Origin of the sequence: Jonquetella sp. BV3C21 (assembly GCF_000468895.1) — a bacterium.
In the GTDB taxonomy this organism is placed as follows: Bacteria; Synergistota; Synergistia; order Synergistales; family Dethiosulfovibrionaceae; genus Jonquetella; species Jonquetella anthropi.
On record NZ_AWWC01000006.1, the window covers coordinates 138,415 to 162,243 of the forward strand.

19 protein-coding genes and 1 pseudogene are annotated in these 23,829 nt (G+C 56.7%); 10 read left to right on the forward strand and 10 right to left on the reverse strand.

The window, feature by feature from the left end; translation table 11 throughout:
- On the reverse strand, positions 1-2,565 hold the full coding sequence (locus tag HMPREF1249_RS01590) for a type I restriction-modification system subunit M (protein ID WP_021775728.1): 2,565 nt from the start codon (positions 2,563-2,565) through the stop codon (positions 1-3).
- A gap of 72 nt (positions 2,566-2,637) precedes the next feature.
- Positions 2,638-2,847 carry a helix-turn-helix domain-containing protein gene (locus tag HMPREF1249_RS01595; protein WP_008522153.1) on the reverse strand — a complete coding sequence of 70 codons (210 nt, stop codon included), beginning with the start codon at positions 2,845-2,847 and terminating at the stop codon, positions 2,638-2,640.
- Positions 2,848-3,136: 289 nt separating this feature from the next.
- Between HMPREF1249_RS01595 and HMPREF1249_RS01600 the strand changes: the two genes are divergently transcribed.
- Entirely contained in the window at positions 3,137-4,183 is a 1,047-nt protein-coding gene (locus HMPREF1249_RS01600; RefSeq protein WP_021775720.1) for a Fic family protein, read from the forward strand.
- Positions 4,184-4,774: 591 nt separating this feature from the next.
- A complete protein-coding gene (locus tag HMPREF1249_RS01605) occupies positions 4,775-5,662 on the forward strand; it encodes an ABC transporter substrate-binding protein (protein ID WP_196799695.1) in 888 nt (295 codons plus the stop codon).
- A 103-nt stretch (positions 5,663-5,765) separates the two neighbouring features.
- Here the strand turns inward: HMPREF1249_RS01605 and HMPREF1249_RS01610 are convergent, their stop codons facing one another.
- The 4 genes from HMPREF1249_RS01610 to HMPREF1249_RS01620 form a co-directional block, all read right to left on the reverse strand.
- A complete protein-coding gene (locus HMPREF1249_RS01610) occupies positions 5,766-6,485 on the reverse strand; it encodes an aspartate/glutamate racemase family protein (protein WP_021775713.1) in 720 nt (239 codons plus the stop codon).
- A 14-nt stretch (positions 6,486-6,499) separates the two neighbouring features.
- Positions 6,500-6,700 (reverse strand): cation:dicarboxylate symporter family transporter, encoded by a 201-nt coding sequence (locus tag HMPREF1249_RS08145; RefSeq protein WP_196792681.1) that lies wholly within the window; start codon positions 6,698-6,700, stop codon positions 6,500-6,502.
- Positions 6,631-7,761 carry a dicarboxylate/amino acid:cation symporter gene (locus HMPREF1249_RS01615; RefSeq protein ID WP_021775716.1) on the reverse strand — a complete coding sequence of 377 codons (1,131 nt, stop codon included), beginning with the start codon at positions 7,759-7,761 and terminating at the stop codon, positions 6,631-6,633. The genes HMPREF1249_RS08145 and HMPREF1249_RS01615 overlap by 70 nt, the downstream gene beginning before the upstream one ends.
- A gap of 319 nt (positions 7,762-8,080) precedes the next feature.
- Entirely contained in the window at positions 8,081-10,597 is a 2,517-nt protein-coding gene (locus tag HMPREF1249_RS01620; RefSeq protein WP_008522452.1) for an excinuclease ABC subunit A, read from the reverse strand.
- A gap of 547 nt (positions 10,598-11,144) precedes the next feature.
- On the opposite strand from HMPREF1249_RS01620, the gene HMPREF1249_RS01625 reads away from it, so the two are divergent.
- Genes HMPREF1249_RS01625 through HMPREF1249_RS01645 form a run of 5 tightly spaced genes read left to right on the forward strand, consistent with a single transcriptional unit; the run spans position 11,145 to position 16,468 of the window.
- Positions 11,145-12,218, forward strand: a complete 1,074-nt coding sequence (locus tag HMPREF1249_RS01625; RefSeq protein ID WP_008522455.1) for a methylcobamide--CoM methyltransferase — start codon at positions 11,145-11,147, stop codon at positions 12,216-12,218.
- Positions 12,208-13,050 (forward strand): uroporphyrinogen decarboxylase family protein, encoded by an 843-nt coding sequence (locus HMPREF1249_RS01630; RefSeq protein ID WP_008522457.1) that lies wholly within the window; start codon positions 12,208-12,210, stop codon positions 13,048-13,050. The genes HMPREF1249_RS01625 and HMPREF1249_RS01630 overlap by 11 nt, the downstream gene beginning before the upstream one ends.
- Positions 13,047-14,075: a methylcobamide--CoM methyltransferase gene (locus tag HMPREF1249_RS01635; protein ID WP_008522459.1), complete on the forward strand. Its 1,029-nt coding sequence runs from the start codon at positions 13,047-13,049 to the stop codon at positions 14,073-14,075. The genes HMPREF1249_RS01630 and HMPREF1249_RS01635 overlap by 4 nt, the downstream gene beginning before the upstream one ends.
- Positions 14,044-15,819: an ASKHA domain-containing protein gene (locus tag HMPREF1249_RS01640; protein WP_008522461.1), complete on the forward strand. Its 1,776-nt coding sequence runs from the start codon at positions 14,044-14,046 to the stop codon at positions 15,817-15,819. Before HMPREF1249_RS01635 ends, HMPREF1249_RS01640 begins: the two co-directional genes overlap by 32 nt.
- 4 nt (positions 15,820-15,823) lie before the next feature.
- A complete protein-coding gene (locus tag HMPREF1249_RS01645) occupies positions 15,824-16,468 on the forward strand; it encodes a corrinoid protein (protein WP_008522175.1) in 645 nt (214 codons plus the stop codon).
- 130 nt (positions 16,469-16,598) lie between these two features.
- Here HMPREF1249_RS01645 and HMPREF1249_RS01650 read toward each other — a convergent pair whose 3' ends face one another.
- Positions 16,599-17,159 carry a TetR/AcrR family transcriptional regulator gene (locus tag HMPREF1249_RS01650; RefSeq protein ID WP_008522177.1) on the reverse strand — a complete coding sequence of 187 codons (561 nt, stop codon included), beginning with the start codon at positions 17,157-17,159 and terminating at the stop codon, positions 16,599-16,601.
- 191 nt (positions 17,160-17,350) lie between these two features.
- On the opposite strand from HMPREF1249_RS01650, the gene HMPREF1249_RS01655 reads away from it, so the two are divergent.
- Together HMPREF1249_RS01655 and HMPREF1249_RS01660 are read left to right on the forward strand one after the other, a co-directional pair.
- A complete protein-coding gene (locus HMPREF1249_RS01655) occupies positions 17,351-19,216 on the forward strand; it encodes a heavy metal translocating P-type ATPase (RefSeq protein WP_008522179.1) in 1,866 nt (621 codons plus the stop codon).
- Positions 19,217-19,527: 311 nt separating this feature from the next.
- Positions 19,528-20,307 carry an ankyrin repeat domain-containing protein gene (locus tag HMPREF1249_RS01660; protein WP_039873061.1) on the forward strand — a complete coding sequence of 260 codons (780 nt, stop codon included), beginning with the start codon at positions 19,528-19,530 and terminating at the stop codon, positions 20,305-20,307.
- Positions 20,308-20,382: 75 nt separating this feature from the next.
- On the opposite strand, the gene HMPREF1249_RS01665 is transcribed toward HMPREF1249_RS01660, so the two are convergent.
- The 3 genes and pseudogenes from HMPREF1249_RS01665 to HMPREF1249_RS01675 form a co-directional block, all read right to left on the reverse strand.
- A complete protein-coding gene (locus HMPREF1249_RS01665) occupies positions 20,383-20,943 on the reverse strand; it encodes an aldo/keto reductase (protein WP_231366868.1) in 561 nt (186 codons plus the stop codon).
- Positions 20,916-21,122, reverse strand: a pseudogene (locus HMPREF1249_RS01670) (flavodoxin family protein); the annotation flags it as partial. The pseudogene HMPREF1249_RS01670 and the gene HMPREF1249_RS01665, both read right to left, overlap by 28 nt.
- Before the next feature lie 14 nt (positions 21,123-21,136).
- Complete coding sequence (locus HMPREF1249_RS01675) at positions 21,137-22,306, reverse strand: iron-containing alcohol dehydrogenase (RefSeq protein WP_008522185.1); 1,170 nt, start codon at positions 22,304-22,306, stop codon at positions 21,137-21,139.
- Positions 22,307-22,886: 580 nt separating this feature from the next.
- On the opposite strand from HMPREF1249_RS01675, the gene HMPREF1249_RS01680 reads away from it, so the two are divergent.
- Complete coding sequence (locus tag HMPREF1249_RS01680; protein ID WP_021775692.1) at positions 22,887-23,822, forward strand: metal ABC transporter solute-binding protein, Zn/Mn family; 936 nt, start codon at positions 22,887-22,889, stop codon at positions 23,820-23,822.
- Positions 23,823-23,829: the final 7 nt, after the last annotated feature.

A 23,829-nucleotide genomic window follows, 5' to 3' on the forward strand; every position in this document is an offset into this window, starting at 1 on the left:
CTATTCACCTTTGAGCAGCGCTTTCAGCTCGGCAATGCCTTTCATGTCGTACTCGCTCCCCCGCAGCTCGTCCAGCATGCCGGCCAAGGCCGTTTCGGTCTCGCGGATTTCCCTTTCAACCGACGCCAAGGTCGTTTCGTACTTGGCGCACAGGGCTTCCAGACTGGCGATCAGCTTCCGAATCTCCGCGTTGGGGAGTTCGGTCAGGCGCTTGACGAGCGGGTCGATCCACTTTCGCTTCAAAAGCTTGCGGGCTTCGTCGTCGCTCAGCCCTTCAATCGTCTTTTTTGTCCTCAGGTGCAGGGCGGCACTTTCGTCTTTAACCTGCTTTTTTAACGCCTTTTCTTTTGTCGCCAGCGCGTCGGCTTTTTTCAGCACCGCGAGCGTTTCGGGGTTGTCGACGTTGTCTTTGAGCGCTTTTTTCACTTCTGCCGGGACGAAGGCGTCTTTTGCTTCGTTGACGAACGGCCGTTCTTTTTCCTCTTCGCTCAGTTCGTCAAGCAGGGCTTCGTATTCGGCGGCCAGTTCGCTCAGCTGGCTTTCTTTTGCCTTGAGGGCGGCCAGTTCGTCCGCCAGTACGGTTTCTTGGACGAGGTCGAACGGGAGAATATGGCCGGTCCAGCCGTCCTGTATTTCTTCGTCTTTGCCGTTCTTTTTCCTGACGATCATCTTGGGGTCAACCCCTTTGATGGCGGCAAGGCCTTCGGTCTGGATGATTTCAATGTCAACGGCGATGCCTTTCCAGTCGTCGTGGAGGAGCTGATACGCGGCGTATTTGTCGACGAGTGGGAACCCGCTCAGCAGGCTGAAGATTTGATCGCTGACGGCGGCTTCCGCGCTGGAGGTGTTGAGCGTTTCCATTTTGTCGATCAGTTGGGCGGTTAGGTACGTTTCAAGGTCTTTGAAGGCGGCCTGATACCGGGTGATGAACGCGCCGACTGACGGGTGGTTCATGACCGCTTCTTTGACGTTCGGGACGTTGACGTGGCAGTACGCGTCGTTATCCGGGCAGAAGAGCGCTTCTTTCAAGCCCGGGAGGGCGGTCCAGTAGTCCTGAAGGGCACGGAGTTCGCTTTCCGGCACGCCGCCGAACATGGAGGCGTAGATGTCCCAGCTTTCAGCTGGCTCGGACGAGTCGACGTAGCGGGGTATGTTGAGGTTGTAGTCGTTGGCGCGGATTTCTTCCAAGCTGACGACGCGGGAGAACTTGGGGACGGACGTTCGGGACGTGACGACGTCGACGATTTTTTTGATGTCGCAGGCGCGCAGGACGTTGTTCTTGCCTGCTTTTTCAAAGCCTTTGGACGCGTCGACGATCAGGACGTCGGTGTAGTCGGCTCGCCCGTGCGGCTGTTTTAAGACCATGATGATGGTAGGAATGCCGGTGCCGAAGAAGATGTTGGCGGGCAGTCCGATGACGGCGTCAATGTAGTTCCCCTCGATGAGGTTTCTACGTATGGTTCCCTCTTCGCCGCCGCGGAAGAGGACGCCGTGCGGCAGAACGATAGTCATGATGCCGTCGGGTTTGACGTGGAAAAGGTCGTGGAGCAGGAAGGCGTAATCGGCCTTTCCTTTGGGCGCTATGCCAAAGTTGGAATAACGGGGATCGTTTTCTTTGCCCACTGGGTTCCACGCCTGTGAGTACGGCGGATTGGAGACGACGGCGTCGACGTACAGTGGGTTATAGGTGCGGGTCGGGTCGTCGTCGTCAAAATAGGGCCAGTCGTCTTCGAGGGTGTCGGCGTTCCGCGTGGTGATGTTGTCGGGGATGATGCCTCTCATGACGAGGTTCATGCGTGTGAGATTGTAGGTGTTCTCTTTGAGTTCCTGCGCGTAGTACAGGATGTTATCTTCGCTGCCGATGTACCGGGCGGCGCACTTGCCGATGTTGATGAGCAGAGAGCCGGAGCCGCTCGTCGGGTCGTAAATTTTGATTTCCTGCCGGTCTTTGAGGTGATGGGCGACGATTTCGGACATGAGCAGTGAGACTTCATGGGGCGTGTAGAATTCACCGGCCTTCTTGCCGGCGTTGGCCGCGAAGTTGCTGATTAAATACTCGTAGATGAAGCCAAGGACGTCGTAATCCTGTTTGCCGTCCATGGGAATGTCTTTGATGAGGTAGAGCAGGTCGCGAATCGCTTTGGTTCGCGCGCCGGACGTTTCGCCGAGTTTGGACAGGCCGGTTTCCAGTGTTTTGAAGATCCCGCTGAAGACTTTTTTGTGCGACTTGTTGATGAGCCGGTTGAAGGCTGGCAGGGCGGTTGTCACGTCGTCGGCGGAGAAGTCTTTTCCTTTGGCGATCCACGTTGAAAAAAGGTTTTCGTAAGCGATGAAGTAGCCGATGTCCTTTTGGACTGTTCCGACCGTCTCGGCGTCGTCTTCGGTGAGGCTCGGGATGTATTCGTCGGTCCAAGCGGCGTCTTTCAGGTATTTGACTTCCTTATCGGAAAGAAATTTGTAGAAGATGAAGCCCAAGATGTAGTCTTTATACTCGTTCGCTTCAATCTTTGAACGCATTTTGTTTGCCGATTCCCAAATTTTGGAGGCAAGCTGTTGTTTATTCATGGCCGTTATCCTTTCTATTGGTTGGGTGATTTGCCGCGAGTGCGCGACTGTCGTTTGCCCAAAAGGGCGGAATCATCTCTCGATTGGGATGGCCTCGCAGATGTCCCCAATGTTGCAGCCAAGATAGGCGCAGATGCGCAGAAGGACGGACAGCGAGACTTCTTCGCCTTTGTTCAGCTTGCTCATGGTCCCGGCAGACAGGCCGGTTGCTTTGCGCAGATCGACTTTCGTTATATCGCGCTCGATCAGCATGACCCATAATTTCTTGTAACTGATTTTCATCGTCGGCACCTCTTTTGAGTGATAATGTGAGCGATGCAATCAATTATAAGGCTTAAAGCTCGTCTTTTCGATAGTAGTTTCTAAGTTTTAATTATATAGCTCGACTTTTCGTGACCCATAAACCAGACCGAAACGCCTCAAGGCAAGATGTTCAATTTGATCATGCCACTTCAATAACATCATTTCGGCGATTTTTGATCAAATTGTCCCTTGACGCGATATTTTGATCAGGAACATAATAACGACATCAAAGTTTGAGAAAATGATCAAATTAAGGGGCGAGGTATGAATGCGGGAGTACACCTATCAAGATAAATGTGAGAGCTTGTTTACCTCTCAGATTGTCAAGTACATCACAATCATTTATGAAAATAAAGGCAAGCAGGAACTAGTGGCTTCCCGGCACGCAGATGTCCTGCAGGGTTTAGTTGATATCGCTAAAATCCAGAGTACAGAGAGCTCGAACAAGATTGAAGGCGTCTTCACGTCTGAAGAACGGCTGAGAAAAATAGTCATGGAGAAAACGACACCTCGCACCCGGAACGAGAAGGAGATTGCCGGGTATCGGGATGTCCTGAGGACGATTCATGAGAGCTTTGAGCATATTCCGATTAAGCCGGCTGTTTTCCTTCAGCTTCATCGGGATCTGTTTAAGTTTGAGGACGCGCGGTTCTGCGGGACGTGGAAGACTTCAGACAACCGAATCGAAGAAGTGGAAACGAATGGCACGAGAAAATTGCGGTTTCAGCCGGTCGCGGCATGTCAGACGCCTGAAGCGGTCGAAAAACTTTGTGCCGCGTATCAGGAAAGCCTCTCTGGTTCGGAAGCTGAACCGCTCTTGGTCATTTCGATGTTTATTCTTGATTTCTTGTGCATCCATCCGTTTGCCGATGGAAACGGCCGCATGAGCCGTCTGCTGACGATTCTTTTGCTATATCAGAATGGTTATATTGTCGGAAAGTATATTAGTATTGAAAAGCTGATCGAGACGTCAAAGGAAAAATATTATGACGCTTTATTTGCCAGCTCAGTCGGGTGGCATGAAGGGAAAAACGATTACCGGCCGTTTGTCACCTACATGCTGGGTGTGATCGTGGCGGCCTACCGCGAATTTATTGACCGGACGGCATTAGTAGCGGAACGGAAGGTTTCCAAAGCGGATCGTATTGTGGATATGGTGCGGAGTAAACTTGGAACCTTCACGAAAGCTGAAATACAGGATACTTTACCCGATATAGCACAGGCGACGATTCAGAGAACACTTGCTCAATTGCTGCGGGAAAATAAGATCATCAAAATTGGTGGAGGGCGATATACCAAATACCGCTGGAACTGAGGCTGGAATGGCGAATCGCAAGAAGACTGACAAGAAGTTGTTTGGCGCGAGTTGGAGAATACAATTGACAGTTTTTTGACGGTTGTTGTGGCGTGGCGATCCGAGTGACTTTTACGGGCGGCCGAGTATTGGCGGCGCTCACTTTGCTCAGTTGATAATCATAAGAAGTTCCCGGCTTTATGCCGGGGGCTTCTTATGTTCTTCTTTGAGCAGAGCGTGAATTGAAAAGGTCATGGGTTTTGCTGGCAGAGTGCCAGCGGCAGCTAAAACGAGATGGCTCAATTTGATCATTGCCGCTTCAATAACGTCATTCTGACGCGGTGTGATCAAATTGAGGCGAATGGTTCAACAAAGGGCCGATCGCGCAGCCCGTTTCCGTCTGGTTTTGTTCTAATGTTCGCCAGTTTCCTGTCGGTCTCCTGTTTTTCATCGATTTGGCATAACTGAATAATACATGGTCATTTTTTTATGCTTGAGCGTGAAACATTCCCTTTCAACTGTTATAATCGGCTCATGTTGATACGGCTTGCGAGCTCACAAACACAGGAGGTCTCCCTGGATAAGTTTTTAATTTCGTCCACCGGCGTTTCGATGAACTACATGCCCCATTACATGGCGAAGGAGCTGGGATATTTTGCCGACGTCAATTTGGACGTGGAGTCCTACGTCCCCGGTCCGTGGACCAAGGTCCTAGCCGATATTGATTCAGGGCAGGCTCACGCGGTCGAGGGCGGTATCTGGGTGCCGCTCATCTATATGGATCGGATCAAGAACTATAAGGCGTTCGCCAAGGTGGCGTCCCGCTGTCCGTTCGCCGTTGCCTCGCGGAAAGAGCTTTCATCGTTCAGTTGGAAGTGCCTTGAAGACAAGACGGTCCTAGTTCCCGGCGGCAACGGCGCCAGCGCTTCGGTGTTCGTGCAGGGGTGCCTGAGCGAGTCGGATGCGGACGTGAGCCGAGTTCAGTTCGTTCACGACTTCACCGCCAAGATGTTGGTGGAGCTGTTCAACGGCGGTCTGGGGGACTTCATCATTCTTCAGCCCGATCTGGCGGCTCAGATCGCGGCTTCCGGCGCCGGGTTTGTGGTCGCCGATTTGACCGTTCACGGCGGGCCAGTGCCGTGGAGCGTCTACTACGGGACGCCTGAGTTTTTGGACGATTCGAAGAACTTGGCGGGCCGGTTTGCCTTGGCTCTCCAGCGAGCGACGACGTGGATTTTAGAGCATGACGGCGCGGACTGCGCGGGCGTGATCCGTAAAAAATGGCCAAAGGTGGATGTTGAGGCAGGCGTTCGGGTGATTAACCATTTTCGGTCGAAGGGAATGTGGACGCCCAGCGCGGCGGTTGATGCGGAGTCGCTGAACCGCTGGCAGAAGTTCTGGATCGACGGGAATATGATCGACCAGTTGATTCCTTACGATCGGGTTGTGGATTTCCGCCCGATGGCGTTTGCCGAGGAGCGCCTTCGCTCCTGCAGGTAAAAGAGTTGCAAAAAGCCAGCGCCCTGAGGGCGCTGGCTTTTTCTGTGGGCCGCCGGGAGGCGGCCTGTGTTCTTCGTGCTGTGCCTAGTTGCTGCGCTTGGGGTTAGAAGTACTCGGCGAGCGGCTGAGGCGGATTGGCGAACTTGCGTTTTTTGCTGTGGCACAGGCCGGTTTCAACCATCATTTCGGCCATTTTTACCGTGACCGTGACCGGGTCGATGACCGGCAGGCCGACGAGCTTCTGGAGTTCTTCGTCGTACCCGCAGAGCCCGCCGCAGCCGAGAATGACGACTTCGGCGCCGTCCTCTTCGACGATCTTGGTGATTTCTTCTTTAAGCCGCTGAAGAACTTTGTCTTTTTCGGTGACGCACTTTTCGACGTTGATATCGATGGCGCGAATTGAGGCGCATTTGCCTTCCAGCCGAAAGAGCCGGACGAGGTCTTCTTGAAGGGGGATGTTCTGCTTCATGGCCGTCAGAACGGTGTACTTGTGGCCCATCAGGCAGGCGATCGTCTGGCTCGTCTCGGAGATGCTGAGCACGGGAATGCTGAGAGCCTCTTTCAGGGCGAAGATCCCCACGTTTCCGAATCCGGCCAGCACGACGGCGTCAACTTTTTCCTCTTCAACCTTCTGCAGAATTTCGCGGATCAGCGACCAGCTTGACTGATAGTCTGCGAAGCCGCAATCGATGTTTTCCGTTCCCCGGGAGTTGTTCATCGGGATGATCTGGGTGTTCGGGTTGATGATTTTCCGCTTGGCGGAACGGGCGATGACTTCGGTGGCGATTGTCGAGCTGTTGGGGTTGGCGACGAGAATTTTCATTTGTGAGCTCCTTTTCAGCTATTGGCCTTGCTGGCCTGCTCGGCGGTGATTTTGCCGTCAAAAACGTCGCGGTTAAATTCGCCTTCGTCCTTGGCGAGGATGAGCGAGACTAGCGCGTCGCCGTCCACGTTGGGAATCGTGGTGATCATGCCGCGGAACCAGTCGACGCCGGCAATGATGGCGATGCCTTCCAGCGGCAGGCCGAGGGACGGCATGAGCCCGGCAGAATGACCAGCGCGCCGCCGGGGACGGCGAGGGTTCCCATGCAGGCGAGAGTGGCCAGCATGACGACCTGAATCATCTGGGGCAGCGGCATGTCAATGTGAAAGAACTGGGCGATGAGCACGGCCGCGAGCGACAAGAACATGGCCTGTCCGGTGCTGTTCAGCACCATGCCCAGCGGGTTGACGAGGCCGGAAATCCTTTCGCTGACGCCCAGCTTGTTGACGCTGTCGTTCATCTTGGTGGGCAGCGAAATGGCCGAAGATGTGGTCGTCGCGGCGACGACGGTCATGTTGGCGAGTTTTGCGGCCAGCTTGAGCGGGTTCACTTGAACGTACGCTGCGGTGAACAGGATCATGACAACCATGATGATGGCGACGCCAAGCAGCATGCCGCCCAGGTATTTGGCCAGCGGGACGATGATCTGGAAGCCGAGGGATCCGGCAACCCATGCCATGAGCGCGCCGACGCCGAGAGGAGCCGTCTTCATGACGATTTTGATGATCCGCAGCACGGCGACGTTCAGCGCTTTGACGAAGTCCAGAATTTTCGTGTCGCCAGTCTCGGCGGAGATGAGGCTGATGGCGACGCCGAGCATCATGGCGAAGACGATGACCTGAATCATTGAGCCCTTGGCCATCGAGTCGATGATGTTGGTGGGGAAGAAGTTGGTGATGATGGTGGTAATGCTCTGCGTGTAGGGCTGAACGGTCTGTTCCAGCTGCATGGCCGGCAGGCCGACGCCGGGCTGAATAATGTAGCCGATGGCGAGCCTGAGAGCCGCGGCAATGAGGGTGGGAATCAGGAACCAGAGCGCGATTTTAAATCCGAGCTTGCCCAAGTCCTTGGGGTTGATTGACCCCACGGCTTCTGTGACTGCGCCGAGAATGATGATCGGCACGGACATTTGGATGAGCCGCAGGAAGATATCCCCGACGACTTTAATCGGCGCGATCGCCGGGCCGATAAAGTGCCCGAGGACCAATCCAAGAACGGTGGCAATCAAGATCTGGTTGGTGAGAGATACCTTCGGTTTCTTCGCGAAGGGGTTCATGATAGGGCCTCCTCGTGAGTTTAATTGTCAGTTTTAGACAATTTTATGTCAGAATAACATGTTTTTTAACAAACTGTCAATTAATAATTGACAAATAATCTGGCATTTATTGTTTAAGAATAAGATAAGTCGGACTTGGCCTCGGCAGGGCGTTTTCGGTCTGGCGCGGGGCAGTCATCCCGTTGACCGGAGGTTTGGCCGCTTATCGCCGAGCCGTCGGCACGACAAAACGAGCCCCACAGGCCGGGACCTTCCGGCTCTGTGGGGCTCGTGGCGGGGCAGAATTTTTCTCTTCGGGTGCCGCGGCGGGTGTTACGGCTTAACGCCTGAGATATTTGCCTGTGACGCTGTGTTCGTTTTGGGCGATTTCTTCGGGGGTACCGCAGGCGACGATTTGGCCGCCGTCATCGCCGCCGCCCGGGCCCATGTCGATCACCCAGTCGGCGTTCCAGATCATGTCTAGGTCGTGTTCAATCACGATGACTGTGGCGCCGGAGTCAAGAAGCCGCTGGAAGACGCTCAGGAGCCGGGCCACGTCGAGCGGGTGAAGGCCGATGGTCGGCTCGTCGAAGACGAAGACGGTCCCTTCCTGCGGGTGGCCCATCTCTGCGGCCAGCTTGAGCCGCTGGGCTTCGCCGCCCGAAAGGGTCGGCGTGGCCTCGCCTAGGGTGAGGTATCCAAGCCCCACGTCGGAGAGGACTTTTAACCGGGCCTTCGCTTTTTTCACGTCCCGAAGCAGGTCGATTGCCTGGTCAACCGTCAGGCTCATCAGTTCGGGCAAGGAGACGCTCCGGTCGGTTTCGCTCTTCGGGCTGTAGCGTATCGCGTCGGCCTCCTTGCCGTAGCGGGATCCGCCGCAGTCCGGGCAGAGGATTTCCACGTCGGGCAGGAACTGCACGTCCAGCGTGATTTGGCCTGTCCCGTCGCAGCCGGGACAGCGCAGAGAGCCGGTGTTGTAGGAAAAATCGTTCATCCTGAGGTTTCGGGCTTTGGCTTCCGGGAGCGACGCGTAAAGGCGTCTCAGGTCGTCGAGCGCGCCGCTGTACGTCGCCACTGTAGAGCGGACGTTGATGCCGACGGGATTGGCGTCGATCAGGTGCACCCCCGAGATTCCCGGCGCGGTGACACTTTTGACATGGTCGGGGAGCCTGCCGCCGCCTATGGACGCCTGCAGGGCCGGAATGAGGCTTTCGAGGACGAGCGTGGTTTTGCCGGAACCTGAAACGCCGGTGACGGCCACGAGCCGGCCTTTGGGTATTTCCAAATCGAGGGCGCGGACCGTGTGAAGCGGTAGAGTGGAAAGGCTGATTCGCCCGCGCTCGAAGGCGGCTTTGCGTCCGACCCGTTGACGGAGGAGCGTTTGGGCCTTCTCGGAGAGGAACGGGGCGATGATCGAGTTGGGATTGGCTTCGATTTCCTCAACAGTTCCCTGAGCCAGAACTCTCCCGCCCTGAGCGCCGGCTCCCGGCCCCAGCTCGACCAGCCAGTCGGAAGCGGCCAGCACCCGCGCGTCGTGGTCGACCAAGACGACCGAGTTGCCGCGGGATGTCAGGTCACTGATGACAGCCAACAGGCCGTCGATGTTGGACGGGTGAAGGCCGATCGACGGTTCGTCCAGCACGTAGAGGACGCCGGTTGTTCGGTTGCGTACCGCCCGGGCCAGCTGGACGCGCTGGCGCTCGCCAGTGGAGAGGGTCGTCCCGTCCCGGTCGAGAGACAAATATCCGAGGCCGAGGTCGATCAGCCGCCCGGCGGTGTGCTGAAACTGTCCGCAAATGCTCGACGCCATGTCGCGAAGCGCTGGGGGCATCAGGTCAGGCACGGAGGATACCCACGTCAGAAGCTCCCGGAGGGGGAGCGCGGACGCCTGATCCAGCGTCTTGCCGCAGAGCTGGGTCGTGCGGGCTCGGGGCGCCAAGCGCGAGCCGCCGCAGTCCGGGCAGAGCTCCACTTTTAAAAACTTTTCGACCCGTCCCATTCCCTTGTCGTCTTTGACCTTTGCGAGGGCGTTTTCCACCGTGTAAACCGCGTTGTAGTAGGTGAAGTCGAGTTCGCCCGCTTGGTTGGTTGACTTGGCTTTGTAGAAGATGTGCTTCTTTTCCGCCGGGCCGTGAAACACGATTTCCCGCTCCCGCGCGGTCAGCTGGGAGAACGGGACGTCGGTGCGCACGCCCATCGCGCGGCACACGTCGGTCATCAGGGACCACATCAGCGAGTTCCACGGCGCGACGGCGCCCTCGTCGATGGAAAGGGACTCGTCCGGCACGAGTGTGCTCTCGTCAACCGTCCGCACAACGCCGGTTCCGCCGCAGGTCGGGCAGGCGCCTGTGCTGTTGAACGAAAAGTCCTCGGCGCTCGGGCCGTTGAAGCTCGCGCCGCAGACCGGGCAGACGAGCGGTTTTTCTGCGGCCACGTTGACCGACGGCTCGAGCCGATGCCCGTTCGGGCAGACGTGGCTTCCGAGCCGGGAGAACATGAGCCGCAGGGGATTCAAAAGCTCTGTCGACGTGCCGAAGGTACTTCGCACGCCCGGAACTGCCGGCCGCTGATGAAGGGCCAGCGCGGCTGGAACGTACTCGATGCTTTCGAGCTTGGCTTCCGCCGCTTGAGTCATTCGCCGGCGCGTGTAGGCCGAAAGGGCTTCCAAGTAGCGGCGGCTTCCCTCGGCGTAGAGGACGCCAAGAGCCAGCGACGACTTGCCGGAACCGGACACGCCGGCGATGCCGACCAGCTTCCCCAGCGGGATATCCAAGTCGATGTTTTTTAAGTTGTGAACCCGCGCCCCGCGGATCTCGATATGGTTCGGGGCCATGGCGGTTCTTCGCTTTCTGTTCATCGCGTGCCGCTCCTTTCCGATGGTGTGTTCGAGCTTGCTTCGCTCGGGCGTTTTGTTGAACGGTGTTTTTTTAAATCTATCACACCGCTGAGGGCCTGAGGGGCGGTCAGGTGGCGGAATTTGGTTTGATGAAGGCCGCTCTGCAGAACGCAGGGCGGCCTTTTGCGCTTGGACAAGAGCTCTTTTTTATCTTGACTGAATTTGCTGCGGCCGGGCGCAGACGCGAAGGCTGTTTTTAGCATGATGCCATATGAAGAGCTTCAGCCATGCTTTTTTTGAATGGAGTTGACCTGTTGGAAGCTCCTTTAAACGTGATAAGAATAATATGCATAAAAAACATATACATATTTTATATGTCAGCGATTAATAAATACAAATAGATGACTAACATCTTGGAGACGCAGGGAGTTAAACGGCAGTGCTACTGGAGTCATCAAAAACAACAATAAAATCGATGCTTGTAACGTTAAATATTAGAGTCCTTACAGTATACAGGTTATAAAAACTATGATAAAAATAAATAAATTCCTATTAGGGGGAATTGAATATGTATAAGGACGAAATGACGCCTAAGGAAAGGATGACCGCCTTTGCCAAGGGCGAACCGATGGACAGGCTTCCTTGCGTTCTGAACGCGGGCGTAACGATGTCCTCGATCATCGGCGCGACGTGCAAGCAGTACGTGTTCGATCCGGATGTGATGGTGGAAACGGAAACGGCGATGTTTAACCGGTACCGTCACGACAGCGTGGGCATTTCCATTACCTTGCGGGGAATGGCCGAGGCAATGGGCAGCGTGATGAACTATCCGGAAGACAATATCTCGCTGTTGGAAAAGCCGGTCGTCGAAAAGCCGGAGGACGTGGACAACCTGACGATTGTCGACGCTCACAAGGACGGAAAGATGCCGTTGGTGCTCGATGCCCTGCAGAGGCTGAGAGATCGGATCGGCAAGGAAGGCAACGTGGGCGCCGGGATGGCCGGCCCGTTCAGCGTGGCCGCTTCGGTTGTCGGCACCGAAAACCTGCTGAGGTGGATGGTGAAGAAGCCCGAAGTGGTGCACAAGGTCATGGATATGGTGACGCTGTGCAACGAGCAGTATATCAAGGCGGTGGGCGAACTGGGATTTAAGGGCGTGAGCTTCAGCGATCCGGTTTCTTCCACGTCGCTTCTCAAGGTGAAACAGTTTAAGGAATTTTCGCTGCCGTACCTGACGCGCAACATCGCTCACGTCAAGCAGTACTGCGGCTCCAAGCCGATGGTTCATATCTGCGGCACGTCGAAGGCGCTCTGGCGCGACTGCGTTGAAGCGGGCATCGGTACCTTCTCGCTGGACAACATTGAGGACTTGGCCGAAGCCAAGGAAATCATGGGCAAAGACGTGGTGATCACCGGCAACGTGCCGCCGGTTGACGTGATGCTTTACGGCGACCGGGAGATGATCAGAAAATCGGTGCGGGAGTGTATCAGAAAGGCGTGGGACTCTCCCAAAGGCTATATTCTCTCCACCGGGTGTCAGATCCCGAAGGGAACGAGCTTGGAAAATCTTGAGTACTTTATGGAAGCCGGACGCGAATACGGGCACTTCCCTCTCGATTTTGACAAGCTCAATGAAGATTAGAGACTATCAATGCGCCCCGCAGGCCGCCACGACGGAGGAAAAACTAGCGGGGCATGAAGTCGTGTTTCCCGACGCGTACTACGAGGCCGGGAAGTACGCCGAGCTGGTCAGGCTGATGAGCCGCGATTTCAGCTTTTTTGTGGTTCCATTTGACAACACCGCAGAGGCGGAAAACGTCGGCGCGATCGTGGAATCCGGAGATATGAAGAGCGTGCCGAGGGTGAGAGAACTGGTCTTTCAGGAGTACAGGCAGCTTTTGACGCTCCCTGACTACGACCTTGAGAAAGAGAGGCTTGCGGCAGCCCTTGGCGCCCTGCCGCTGCTGCGGGGAAAACCGGTCATGTTTGAACTGGCCGGCCCGTACACGTTTATGTCGGCGTTTGTCGACAGCACCGACGTGCTGAAGGCGTCGCGCAAGGACGTAGAAACTGAAACGGCCGTTTTTCAATACTTGCTTAGAAATCAACTCAGGCTTGCAAAAGCCGCTTCGGAGCGGGGCGCCGCGATTTTCTCGCTGGCGGATCCCGCATCGGGTGTGTCAATAGTGGGACCCAAAATATTCCAGCGGGTCATCGAGCTGTACGCGCTGCCGCTGATATCAGGCATATTGAGCGAGACGGATGCCTGCTTGTTTCTGTGCCCAAAACTCACATTCGCGCTCTGGGATTTGGGGCTTGCCGAAAAAATATTCGTTCGGCTCGAGACGCCGGCAAAGCATCACGAGGCGGTCGCTGGGCTGATGGGCAAGTACAGAATTTTCGGCGACAGGTGCTACAAGCTGAACAATTTGACGAGACAGATTCCTGTCATCGAGATGAAGAGGCCGTCATGAATAAAAAAGAACGATTAGTCGCCACCCTGTCAGGGGGAAAAACTGACAGGCCGCCGGTGATCTGTCCCGGCGGAATGATGAACATGGTTGTAACCGAGCTGATGAAGAAATACGACATCCATTGGCCTGACGCCCATTACGACGGAGAGCAGATGGCCGGTCTGGCCAAGGCGGTCGTGGAGGAAGGGCTGTTCGACAACTACGGCGTTCCGTTCTGCATGAGCGTCGAGGCCGAGAGCATGGGAGCCGAAGCGGATATGGGCTGCGACAGCTGCGAGCCTCATATCAAGAAGTGCCCGATGAAGAGCGTGGACGATCTGGCGGCGCTCCGACCGATGAATTTCAACGAAGGCCGGGCCAAAGCGGTGATCGACGCGGTGAAACTTCTGAAAAACGACGAGATTCCAGTGGTTGGCAACGTGCCGGGCCCCGTCTCGATTGCCACGAGCCTGATGGATCCTTCCCGGTTTTACGTGGCGTTGAAGCGCAGTCCGGAGGCGGCGCACCGGCTTTTGACGTTCGTGACCGAGCAGGCGGGACGCTTTGCGCTGGAGCAGGTGCGGGCAGGGGCCGATATCATCACCATCGCCGACCCGAGCGGGACGGGCGAGATCCTCGGCCCGGCGTACTTCAAAGAGTACATGGTCAAGTACCTCAACATGATGATTGGCATGATTCGAACGGATAGGAACGTGCCGGTGATCGTGCACATCTGCGGCCAGATGAACATGGTTTTTGACGAGCTGAAGGAGGTAAACGCGTCGGCGTTTTCGTTCGACGCGGTCGTCTCGCTGAAGGCGGCAAAAGAACACATCGGCAAGCCGATGATGGGCAACATCAGCACGTACGCGATCGAGCTGTCAAGTCCGTCGAGAGTCAGGAGCATGGCCAAGACGAGCGCCCTGTTGGGGTCGGACATCATCGCTCCGGCATGTGGCTTGGGACTGGCTTCGCCGCTCGAAAACATCCGAGGGATCATGGAAGGGATCGAAGATGCCGAAGCTGCTCGTCCACAGGGCGAATGAACAGCGGTCAATAGAATACGCGCCGGGCGAAAGCCTCCTGCATATCCTGCTGGCTCATGAGGTCTACATCGAGAACCCGTGCAACGGCAGGGGAAGCTGCGGCAAGTGCGGGGTGATCATTCGAGGCGCCGAGTACGAACGAAGCGCCGACGAGAAGCGCTTTGACACGGGCAGCAAGAGACTTGCCTGCATGATTTACCCCAAGGACGACTTGGAAGTTTTTCTCGACGGGGAAACCGAAAAGTCCAGCGGTTTCGTGAACGCGAAAGAGTTGCCTGACGTGCCGTACGTCCCGTTTGTCTCGCTCAAAACGTGCCCGGTTGAGCCGCCGGGCCTTCGGGAGCGGACGAGCTGGAAGGAGATGCTTGAAGCGGCATTCGGCCCGTTCGGGCACGAACTCCTCTACGGCCTTGAGCTTCGCGGCGGCGACTATACGGCCGTCTATGCGGGGGATCGGGCCATCGCCATTCGGCCGGGCCGGCACGAGGAAAACTACTCTGTGGCGGTCGATATCGGCACGACAACGGTACAGCTGATCTTGGTGGACACGGCGCGAAAAAGAATCGCTGCCTCCCGAGCGTTTGTGAACCCGCAAAAGGACTTCGGCTTGGACGTCATCACGCGGATCAGCTACATCTCGGAGCACCCTGACGGGATTGACAGGCTGTCGTCGGCGATCAGGAAGAGCATTTCAAAGGCCGTGGCTGAAATGGCCGCCGAGGCAAAAGTCGACCTCGACGATATTTATGAAATCGTCGTCTCTGCCAACACGGCCATGGAGCATATTTTCATGGCCGTGCCGCCCGATAGCATCGGACGCGCGCCGTACGCGCCTGTTTTTAAGGACGAAATATTGCAGGCCGCCTCGTTCGCGGGCCTGCAGGCCGGAAAGTTTACTCGGCTGTACGTCCTGCCCTCAGTTTCGGCCTACATCGGGGCTGATATCGTTTCGGGTGCCTTGGCGACGGATATCGACGAGCGGCCGGGCAACGTCCTGTTCATTGACATCGGCACGAACGGGGAAATTATCCTGAAGCAGGGTGCCGGCATGATCGCTACATCATGCGCGGCCGGTCCAGCACTTGAGGGAATGAACATCAGCTGCGGCATGCGCGCGCAGGAAGGAGCCGTTCAGGACGTGGTCCTGAACGAGGCAACGGGAGAATTTTCGCTGGACGTGATCGGCGGGGGAGAACCCAAAGGAATCTGCGGATCCGGGCTGTTGGGCGCGATCGCTGAGATGCTGCGGGTCGGGTTGGTGGACAAAAACGGCCGGATGGTCAAGGAGTCGGCAATGGCGCCCGACGACGTGCGGCGCGGATGGCTGGGCGAGCGGGGCGGCAAAGCGGCCCTCTGCCTTGGCGACGCGGCTTTTGTGACCAAGTCGGATATTCGAAGCGTCCAGCTGTCGAAGACCGCCATTTTGTCGGGCGTGGTCGCGCTCCTTGAGAACGCAGGGCTGACCGCAGGCGAGGTCGGCGAGTACATCGTGGCCGGCCAGTTCGGGAAGCACCTGACGGAAGACATGCTCGTCCGAACAGGGCTTCTGCCGCAGGAAGCGCGCGGGAGAATCACCTACGCGGGCAACACGTCGATGAAAGGCGCGCTCAAGGTCATTTTGAACGGGCCGATGAGAAAAAAGCTGAGCGAGCTGTCAAAGGAAATCGAGTTTTTAGAGCTCTCCACAGTTGAAGGGTATGACAAGCTCTTTGTGAGAACCTCATATTTTCCGAGCGAGGAGTGAAACCATGGAAAAGGAAGAGTACTTGAAGAAACTGTCCGACGACGTTTTCGAATTTGAAGACGAGGAAATAAAAAAAGACGCACAAGACTACATTGAAGCTGGTTATCCGGCGCTGGACGGCATCATGGGCGGTCTTGTCGACGGGATGACCCGGGCGGGCAAAATGTACGAGGAAGAAGAGTACTTCGTCACCGACCTTCTGCTTTGCTCCGACGCCATGTACGCCGGCATGGACGTTTTGAATCCTTGGCTGCCGAAGGACGAGGGCGGCACGAAAAAGAAATGCGTCATCGGGGTCATTGAGGGCGACACGCACGACATCGGCAAGAACCTCGTGAAGACTATGCTCGAAGCCGCCGGGTTTGAGATGTATGACCTAGGGCGGGACGTGAAGGTTGAGGACTTCGTGCGCAAGGCTAAAGAAGTGGGCGCTGATATCATCGCCATGTCAACTCTGATGACGACGACCATGCCTGGCATGAAGCGCGTGGTCGAGCTGCTGAAGCAGGAGAACATGCGGGACAAAGTCAAGGTTCTCATCGGCGGCGGCCCTCTGTCTCAGGCTTATTCGGACAAAATCGGCGCCGACGGCTATTCGGGCAGCGCGCTGGATGCCGTGCGGCTGGCAAAAAAAGTTGTCAATATGTAAGAATAAAAATCCGGACCAGCTGGAGCTGGCCCGGATTTTTGCATTCCCGCGGCGTTGTTCCCCGGCGCGGGGTGGAAATTGAAAGATGGACGCTCCGCCACCTGACGGTCGGTCAGGCCCGGCGGGGCTTTTATTGCGGGAAGTTAAGGACGGCTCTGAAGTACTGATCCAGCTCTTCCGGCGACTGTTTCATGCCGCCGCGGAGCCACCAGAGGACCATTTCAACAAAACTTCCGGAGACGTGGTTGATTAAAAAATCCCTCGGAATTTTTGGAAATTGGTCCTGATAGGAGTTGAGACATTGGGTCTGAACCAGCTCGTTCAGACTGTCTTTAAAGTACCGAAGAAAAAGATCGCTGTTCTCGCAGGAGAGTAGGCCCAGAATGTTATGGTCGTTTTCTCGCAGGTGACAGAGCAGGTGACAGAAGACTGACCGCGGCTCTCCGGCCGCTTCGGCTCCGTGAGTGTGAGAGCAGTCCAGCGCGCTGAAAAGAATATGCCCGAAAAGCTCCCCGCAGAGCGCCTTGAGCAGGTCGTCTTTTGTCTCAAAGTGCGAGTAAAACGTGGTCCGCCCGATGTTCGCCCCGTCGATGATCTCCTGCACCGTGATCTTGTTGTAGCTTTTCTTCGACAAAAGCGCGCCGAAGGCCTTGAATATCGCCGCCCGTGTTTTCTGCTGCCGCCGGTCCATTTCATGTTCCTCCCGTACAGTTCAGCCCGGGTGTTCGATACCAAACGGATATCGAAAGTTAACCGTGGTAATCTTTCCCGCCGCCCGTAAAATAAAAGAACAGCTTGTTCAGTATCTAATTTATTGTACGGGAGCGTTTCCGGGGCTGTCAAGGGCTCAGGCGGAACGGCCGGGATAGGGGGAAACGAACGATGCTTGAAAAACTTGACGCGCTGCTGTCCAGCATACCGGCGACGGCCGTCAGCGGAGTCTTTCTGCTGATGAGCTTTATTCTGCCGCGGGCCGGCGTCGTTTTGCCGGTCGATCCGGCGTGGGGGGCTGTCCTCATCAGCGGCCTGCCGCTGGTCTATTTGGCGGTTTGGCGGGTCGTTCACAACCGAGGAATCAGCAAGATTTCGTCGGCTCTGCTGATCACCATGGCGATGCTGGCGGCGATTGCGGTGGGCGATTTGTTCGCCGCCGGCGAAGTGGTCTTCATCATGGCGCTGGGCGAGATTTTGGAGAACATGGCGACGGCGCGGGCTCAGCGAGGGCTGAAAAAGTTGATCGAACTCCGGCCGAGCCGCGGACGGCGGGTTCGGGACGGCGAAGAGGAGCTGATTCCTGCGGAGGAAATTCGCTCCGGCGACGTGCTTCGGGTCAAGCCCGGCGAGATGATCCCGACCGACGGCGTGGTTCTGTCGGGCGAAACGTCGGTCGACCAGTCGGTGATGACCGGCGAGTCGCTGCCGGTTGACAAGGGCGTCGGGGATCAGGTGTTCTGCGGCACGGTGAACCAGTTCGGTTCGGTCGACATGAAGGCGACAAAGGTCGGCGCCGACAGCTCGCTGGCCCAGTTGATTCGGCTGGTGGAGACCGCAGGAGAAAAGGAGGCGCGGACTCAGCGGCTCGCCGACCTGTGGGCAAGCTGGCTTGTCCCGGCGATCCTGATCGTCGCCTTGGCGACTTGGGCATTTACCGGCGAGATGGTGCGGGCCGTGACCGTTTTGGTGGTCTTCTGTCCCTGCGCCCTCGTATTGGCGACGCCGACGGCGATGGTAGCAGCTATCGGACACGCGGCCAAGCATGGCGTGATCGTCAAGTCCGGCGAGGCGCTCGAGAAAATGGGCCGCGTGACGACGATCGCTTTTGACAAGACTGGGACTCTGACGTACGGGCGCTTGGCCGTCCGGGCCGTGACGCCCCGCGCCGGGACGGGCGAGCAGGAGCTTCTGACCTTGGCGGCCGGAGCGGAGCTGAGAAGCGAGCACCCGCTGGCGCGGGCCGTCGTCAGCGAGGCAAAAAGCCGGGGAATTGCCGTCCCGGAGCCTTCGTCCTTTCAGATGGACGCGGGCCGAGGAGTTCGCGCAGAGGTCGACGGTCAGGCCGTTCTCTGCGGCAGTGAAAAATACCTGTTGGAAAAAGGCGTTGCCGTCGAAAGTCAGTTGAGCTCCGCGCTGGAGGACGCCCGGGCGCGCGGCGAAGCGACACTTTTGGTCGCCTCCGGCGGACTGTGCGTCGGCGTCATCACCCTGTCCGACATCTTAAACCCAGCGGCAAAAGAAACGGTGAGCCGGTTGGCGGCGATGAATATCCGAACGGTCCTGCTGACTGGCGATCACCGGAAGGCGGCGGAACACTTCGCCCGCGAAACGGGGATCAGCGAAGCGTACGCCGAACTTTTGCCGGCAGAGAAGGTAGAAAAGATCGAGCGCTTGCAGGACGAAGGCGGAAAAGTCTGTATGGTCGGCGACGGCGTGAACGACGCGCCGGCTTTGAAGGCGGCGAGCGTCGGCCTCGCGATGGGAAAGGGCGGAAGCGCCTTGGCGGTCGAAGCGGCGGACATCGCGCTGATGACCGACGATATCTCAAAAATACCGTACCTGAAAAACTTGGCCGTCGCGGCGGTACGGACGATTCAGTTCGGCATCGGCCTGTCGATGAGCATTAATTTTGCCGCGGTCGTCCTTTCGATTCTGGGCAAGCTGACGCCCACGACGGGGGCTTTGGTGCATAACGCCGGATCGTGCCTTGTGGTGCTGATCGCGGCTCTGCTGTACGACCGCAAAATCGATTAGGGACGAGCGCCGGTGCTTTTTGGGGGAACCGGAGCGACAGTAAATTGGGGAGAGGACGCGGGGCGGCTGAATTTCCAGCCGTCCCGCGTCCTCTCCTTATTCTCAACCAAGAGAAAAGGCGGCGGGAACTTCCTTCGGCAGAAGAAAACGCCGCAGGGGCGCGCGTTGGAAAGAAGTGACCGGTCGTCTTGCCGTCCCGTCTGATAGGTGGTAGGTTATTTGTTAGATGGACGAAATTTGGCCTTCTTCGGTTGGGGCGCAGGAGTCCCGGCGAGGTATGCCGGGCGGTATTAGGAGAGGAGAGAAACGGGATGAAAAAGATTCTTTTTGCTGTTTTTCTGTGCGGCCTTCTTATGACCGGGAGCGCGTGGGCTAAAACCGGTAGCCCAGCGGGAAAGTCCCTCTCGTTCCCGGAGCTGTGCGAAAAAGGATCGATTGAACAGGTGGAAGCGGCGCTGAAAGAGAAAAAACCGACGCCGGAGGAACTGATTGAAGGTTTGTACAACGCTATAGAAGAGGAGCAGAATTCTAGAATCGTAGAGTTAATTTTGGACAGCGGAGTGGACCCGAACGGGTACTGTGAAGTTGAAAGGCAAAGGACAGATGTCGTAACAGGTGAGAAAGTTTCTAGCAAGGTGAAACATTGTCCGTTCTTTTCAGCCTGTACGAAAAGAGACTGGAGTTATGTTGACACATTTTTGAAACATGGCGCAGATCCGAATTTGGAGCTGTCGCAAGTTTATGCCGGTAGTTATTTTTTTAACTGTGAAAGTACGCCATTCCTTGTAATAGCTTGGACAGAAGCGACACAACATGATGATGCGATTGTTGCTAGGTTGATCGATGCAGGTGCTAACATAAACAAGGTAGTGGGGCCTTATAAAATGACAGCCTTTGCAACTGCACTTCAATATTGTAGAACAAACGTGATCTGCACGTTCTTGGCTGCTGGCGCAGATGTAGCGCAGGTAATTGACGGAACTCCAGTTACACTTTTCTTGACAACAAATAGGCATGTCCCAGATGGCGAAAAAATTGCGCTTCTCCAGCAAATCACCCTGATGCAGATCCTTGCTCAGCTGAAAAAATAGCCCTCGGCGAGCGCCTTGGGCGGAGAGAATAACGAGTCAGCCCTGCCGAAACCGGCAGGGCTGACTTTATTACGGTTAGTTGGCAGCAGGTTTTTCAAACGGCCTCATCATTTCGGCCATCTCGCTCATGTACGAGGGAATACCAAAGCTCTGAGGACAGTGGGCTGTGCAGGAGCCGCAGCCCACGCAGGCGCTCGGCCGTTTGTCTGCCGGCAGGTCCATCAGCTTGCGCAGCCGCCAAGCGCCGCCAATTTTCGCCTCGTTGTACGACCGAATTAGGGCAGGAATATCCAGCTCAGCCGGGCAGTTGGGGCAGCAGTACCGACATTCGGTACAGGCGACGGTCAGCTCGTCCCGCTCTATTTTTGCGGCCTGTTCGGTCAGGCGGCGTTCCTCGTCCGTCAGCGGGGCGCACTCGTCAAACGTCTTCAGGTTTTCCTCGACTTGACTCAAGTCGCCCATGCCGCTGAGGACGGTTTGGACGTTATCCAGCCTGAGAACCCAACGCATGGCCCAAGACGCGAGGCTTCGCCCCGGCCCAGCGGCTTGAAATAGTACACCGGAGTGGCGAAGGCGATGGCGTCGGCGTTTTTCATCTTTTCGGCGATCGGGTTCGCGTCGTCGGGAATGACGCACCGCCCCGCTTTTCGGCAGGCTAAACAGCCGTTGCAGAACGCGATCTGCTTGTCCCGGAGCGAGACGATCTCGACGTGGCAGCCCGCCTCACGAGCCCCCTCGGCAAACGATTCTGCCAGCGCGTCGGTGTTGCTGTTTTTTCTCAGGCTTGTCGATATGACGAGAATATTCTTCCTCATCGCTGGTTCCCCCCTCAGCGGAACGACTCCTTGAGTATGTCAATGATTTCCCCGCGCGTCAGCGTTTTGTATCCTCCGTCCAGAATAAACGCGCCCTTGGCGATGCCCTCAAACATTTCCTCGGTGACGCCCAGATCCCGGAGGTTCATGACCAGTCCTAGCTCGTTCATCCACGCTTCCATGCGGTTCAGGCCCTCGGTGGCAACATCTTCGTCGGTCTTGCCTGCCGGGTCAACTCCCCAGACGTTGACGGCGAACCGGCGGAACTTCGGCAGGCCGAACGGGCAGATGTGCCGGTAGTACGCCATCGAAACGGCGGCAAGCGTCATGCCGTGGGTGGCGTCGGTGTACGCGCCGACCGACTGGCCGATCATATGAACCATCCAATCGGTCGTTTTGCCCTGAGCGACGAGCGTGTTCAGGGCCCAGGTGGCCGTCCACATGATGTTGCTTCGGGCTTCGTAGTCGGTCGGATCCTTCACGGCCTGACGGCTGCTGTGAATCAGCGACTTCATCAGCCCTTCCATCAGGTAGTCGGACGTGCAGTCGTCGGTGCCGGAGAAGTACTGTTCGGTGATGTGGTTCATGATGTCGTAGAACCCAGCGACCATTTGACGGCGGGGCAGGGTGAGCGTGAGCTTGGGGTTCATGATGGAGAACCGAGGGAAAACGCCCTCGCCGAACACGTGGCCGATTTTGAGCTTCTGCGCTGGGTTGGTGATGACTGAGCCGCCGTTCATTTCCGAGCCGGTTCCCACCATGGTCAGCACGCAGCCCACCGGGATGATTCGGTTCTCCGGCTCTTCCATTCGCAGGAAAAATTTCTCCCACGGGTCTTCGCCGCACCAAGCGGAAACCGATACGGCCTTCGCGTAGTCGCAGACCGATCCGCCGCCGACGGCCAAGATGAGGTTCACGTCGTTCTCTTTTGCGACCCTGCAGCCCTCGTACAGCTTTTCAACCGTCGGGTTGGGCATGACGCCCGGCACCTCGAAGACTTCTTTCTTTCGGTCTTTCAGGATCGCCAAGATCTGATCGTACAGGCCAGATTTTTTGGCCGAGCTACTGCCGTAGGTCAGCAGGATCCTTGGGCCGTACTTATCGAGCTCTCCGCCCAAGTTGCTCAGGGCGTCCTCGCCGAAGTACAGGCGCGTGGGGTTGCAGTAGGTGAAGTTTCCTAACATCGATATCTCCCTCCTGATATCGTCTTTCTGCCGTCACCTTCCGGCCGCCCTCTTTCGGCCGGTGCCTTCCCGACGGCGAAGACGCTGTTGAAACCATTGCATGCCGATCTGGCGTAATCAGACGCGCCAGCCTGTCGGAGAGGCTGGGCCAGCCCTCTTTTTCAGCCCGTCGGGCTGAAAAAGTCATGGGCCGTTGGCATCTGAACGTCTCGAAGTATCTCGATTGTACGCGGGGGAGTTTTTATATCAAATGCCTATAGTTAATCGGATGATATGCTCTGTAAGCATAGAAACGGCGAGCGGACAAGGGGTGCCCAAACCATGGAAACGCGGATTCTTCCGTATTTCTTAGCCGAGGCGAAGGCGGTGCACTACGCGGCGAAAAAGTTCCTCGTCCTGATCCGTCAAGCCTGCGGCAATTGGGTTCCCAGTTAAATGATTGTTGTTTCGGGCCGCACTGTAAGGGCGGCCTTTTTCATCTGCGGGGTCTCACTAACTGACATGAAACGTTGACAAACAAGCGATTCTGTGTATGATACATAATAAGTTAGTATATACTAACTAGAGAGGACTGATATTGATGAAGGCTTTGAAGAGATTGAGCGCGGTCGCTTTTGCCGCCTGTGCGCTGGTATTGTCGGCGAATTTGGCCACCTTCGCGGGGGCCGCTTCAGACGGAAAGCTGAAGGTCACTGTGACGACCACGTTTTTACAGGATATGGTGAAGGTGCTAGCCCCGGAGGCAACGGAAGTCCAGCTGATTATCCCCGCCGGGGAAGACCCTCATACCTACGAGGCTAAGCCGGAGGACAACGTCAAGTTGGCCGGAGCCGATCTGATCCTCTATCACGGGCTTCACTTTGAAGGGAAGATGATCGACCTGCTGAAGGCGGTGCACGGCGTGGCTGTCTCCCAAAACTTTGACCCCAAGTCAGTTCGGACCATGACGGATAACGGCATGGAAGTCGTCGACCCGCACTTTTGGTTCGACACCGACCTGTACAAGCTGGCCGTCAAAGAGGCGGCTGCGGCGCTGATCGACAAGCTGCCCGGCGAGAAGGAAAAGATCGAAGCGAATTTGGCCGCGTACCTCGTTCAGCTGGACGACTTGGACAAGTACGTTCGGGACGAGATTCAGTCGATTCCAGAAGGACGGCGGATCCTCGTGACGCCTCACGACGCGTTCAACTATTTTTCGCGCCGGTACGGCATCGAAGTTCGGGCCCCTCAGGGCGTGAGCACCGACGCCGAACTTTCCAACCGCGACATGGCCGAGACGGCGGACTTCATCGTCTCCCATCAGGTCAAGGCGATATTCGCCGAGTCGACGACCGATCCGGCCCGTATGGAAAAGCTGAAAGAGTCGTGCGCGGCCCGCGGCTTTACCGTGAAGGTTGTTCGGGGCGAAGGGCAGGAGCTGTTCAGCGACTCGCTGGCGCCGGCCGGACAGAAGGGCGACACCTACATCGAAATGGTGAAGGCCAACGCTGACCTGATCGCTTCCAACCTCAGGTAAGCCGCAA

Bases quoted from the DNA above. Each gene is read 5' to 3' on its own strand.
- HMPREF1249_RS01590 (WP_021775728.1), bottom strand. From the start codon at position 2,565: ATGAATAAACAACAGCTTGCCTCCAAAATTTGGGAATCGGCAAACAAA.
- HMPREF1249_RS01595 (WP_008522153.1), bottom strand. From the start codon at position 2,847: ATGAAAATCAGTTACAAGAAATTATGGGTCATGCTGATCGAGCGCGAT.
- HMPREF1249_RS01600 (WP_021775720.1), top strand. From the start codon at position 3,137: ATGCGGGAGTACACCTATCAAGATAAATGTGAGAGCTTGTTTACCTCT.
- HMPREF1249_RS01605 (WP_196799695.1), top strand. From the start codon at position 4,775: ATGAACTACATGCCCCATTACATGGCGAAGGAGCTGGGATATTTTGCC.
- HMPREF1249_RS01610 (WP_021775713.1), bottom strand. From the start codon at position 6,485: ATGAAAATTCTCGTCGCCAACCCCAACAGCTCGACAATCGCCACCGAA.
- HMPREF1249_RS08145 (WP_196792681.1), bottom strand. From the start codon at position 6,700: ATGCCGTCCCTCGGCCTGCCGCTGGAAGGCATCGCCATCATTGCCGGC.
- HMPREF1249_RS01615 (WP_021775716.1), bottom strand. From the start codon at position 7,761: ATGAACCCCTTCGCGAAGAAACCGAAGGTATCTCTCACCAACCAGATC.
- HMPREF1249_RS01620 (WP_008522452.1), bottom strand. From the start codon at position 10,597: ATGAACAGAAAGCGAAGAACCGCCATGGCCCCGAACCATATCGAGATC.
- HMPREF1249_RS01625 (WP_008522455.1), top strand. From the start codon at position 11,145: ATGTATAAGGACGAAATGACGCCTAAGGAAAGGATGACCGCCTTTGCC.
- HMPREF1249_RS01630 (WP_008522457.1), top strand. From the start codon at position 12,208: ATGAAGATTAGAGACTATCAATGCGCCCCGCAGGCCGCCACGACGGAG.
- HMPREF1249_RS01635 (WP_008522459.1), top strand. From the start codon at position 13,047: ATGAATAAAAAAGAACGATTAGTCGCCACCCTGTCAGGGGGAAAAACT.
- HMPREF1249_RS01640 (WP_008522461.1), top strand. From the start codon at position 14,044: ATGCCGAAGCTGCTCGTCCACAGGGCGAATGAACAGCGGTCAATAGAA.
- HMPREF1249_RS01645 (WP_008522175.1), top strand. From the start codon at position 15,824: ATGGAAAAGGAAGAGTACTTGAAGAAACTGTCCGACGACGTTTTCGAA.
- HMPREF1249_RS01650 (WP_008522177.1), bottom strand. From the start codon at position 17,159: ATGGACCGGCGGCAGCAGAAAACACGGGCGGCGATATTCAAGGCCTTC.
- HMPREF1249_RS01655 (WP_008522179.1), top strand. From the start codon at position 17,351: ATGCTTGAAAAACTTGACGCGCTGCTGTCCAGCATACCGGCGACGGCC.
- HMPREF1249_RS01660 (WP_039873061.1), top strand. From the start codon at position 19,528: ATGAAAAAGATTCTTTTTGCTGTTTTTCTGTGCGGCCTTCTTATGACC.
- HMPREF1249_RS01675 (WP_008522185.1), bottom strand. From the start codon at position 22,306: ATGTTAGGAAACTTCACCTACTGCAACCCCACGCGCCTGTACTTCGGC.
- HMPREF1249_RS01680 (WP_021775692.1), top strand. From the start codon at position 22,887: ATGAAGGCTTTGAAGAGATTGAGCGCGGTCGCTTTTGCCGCCTGTGCG.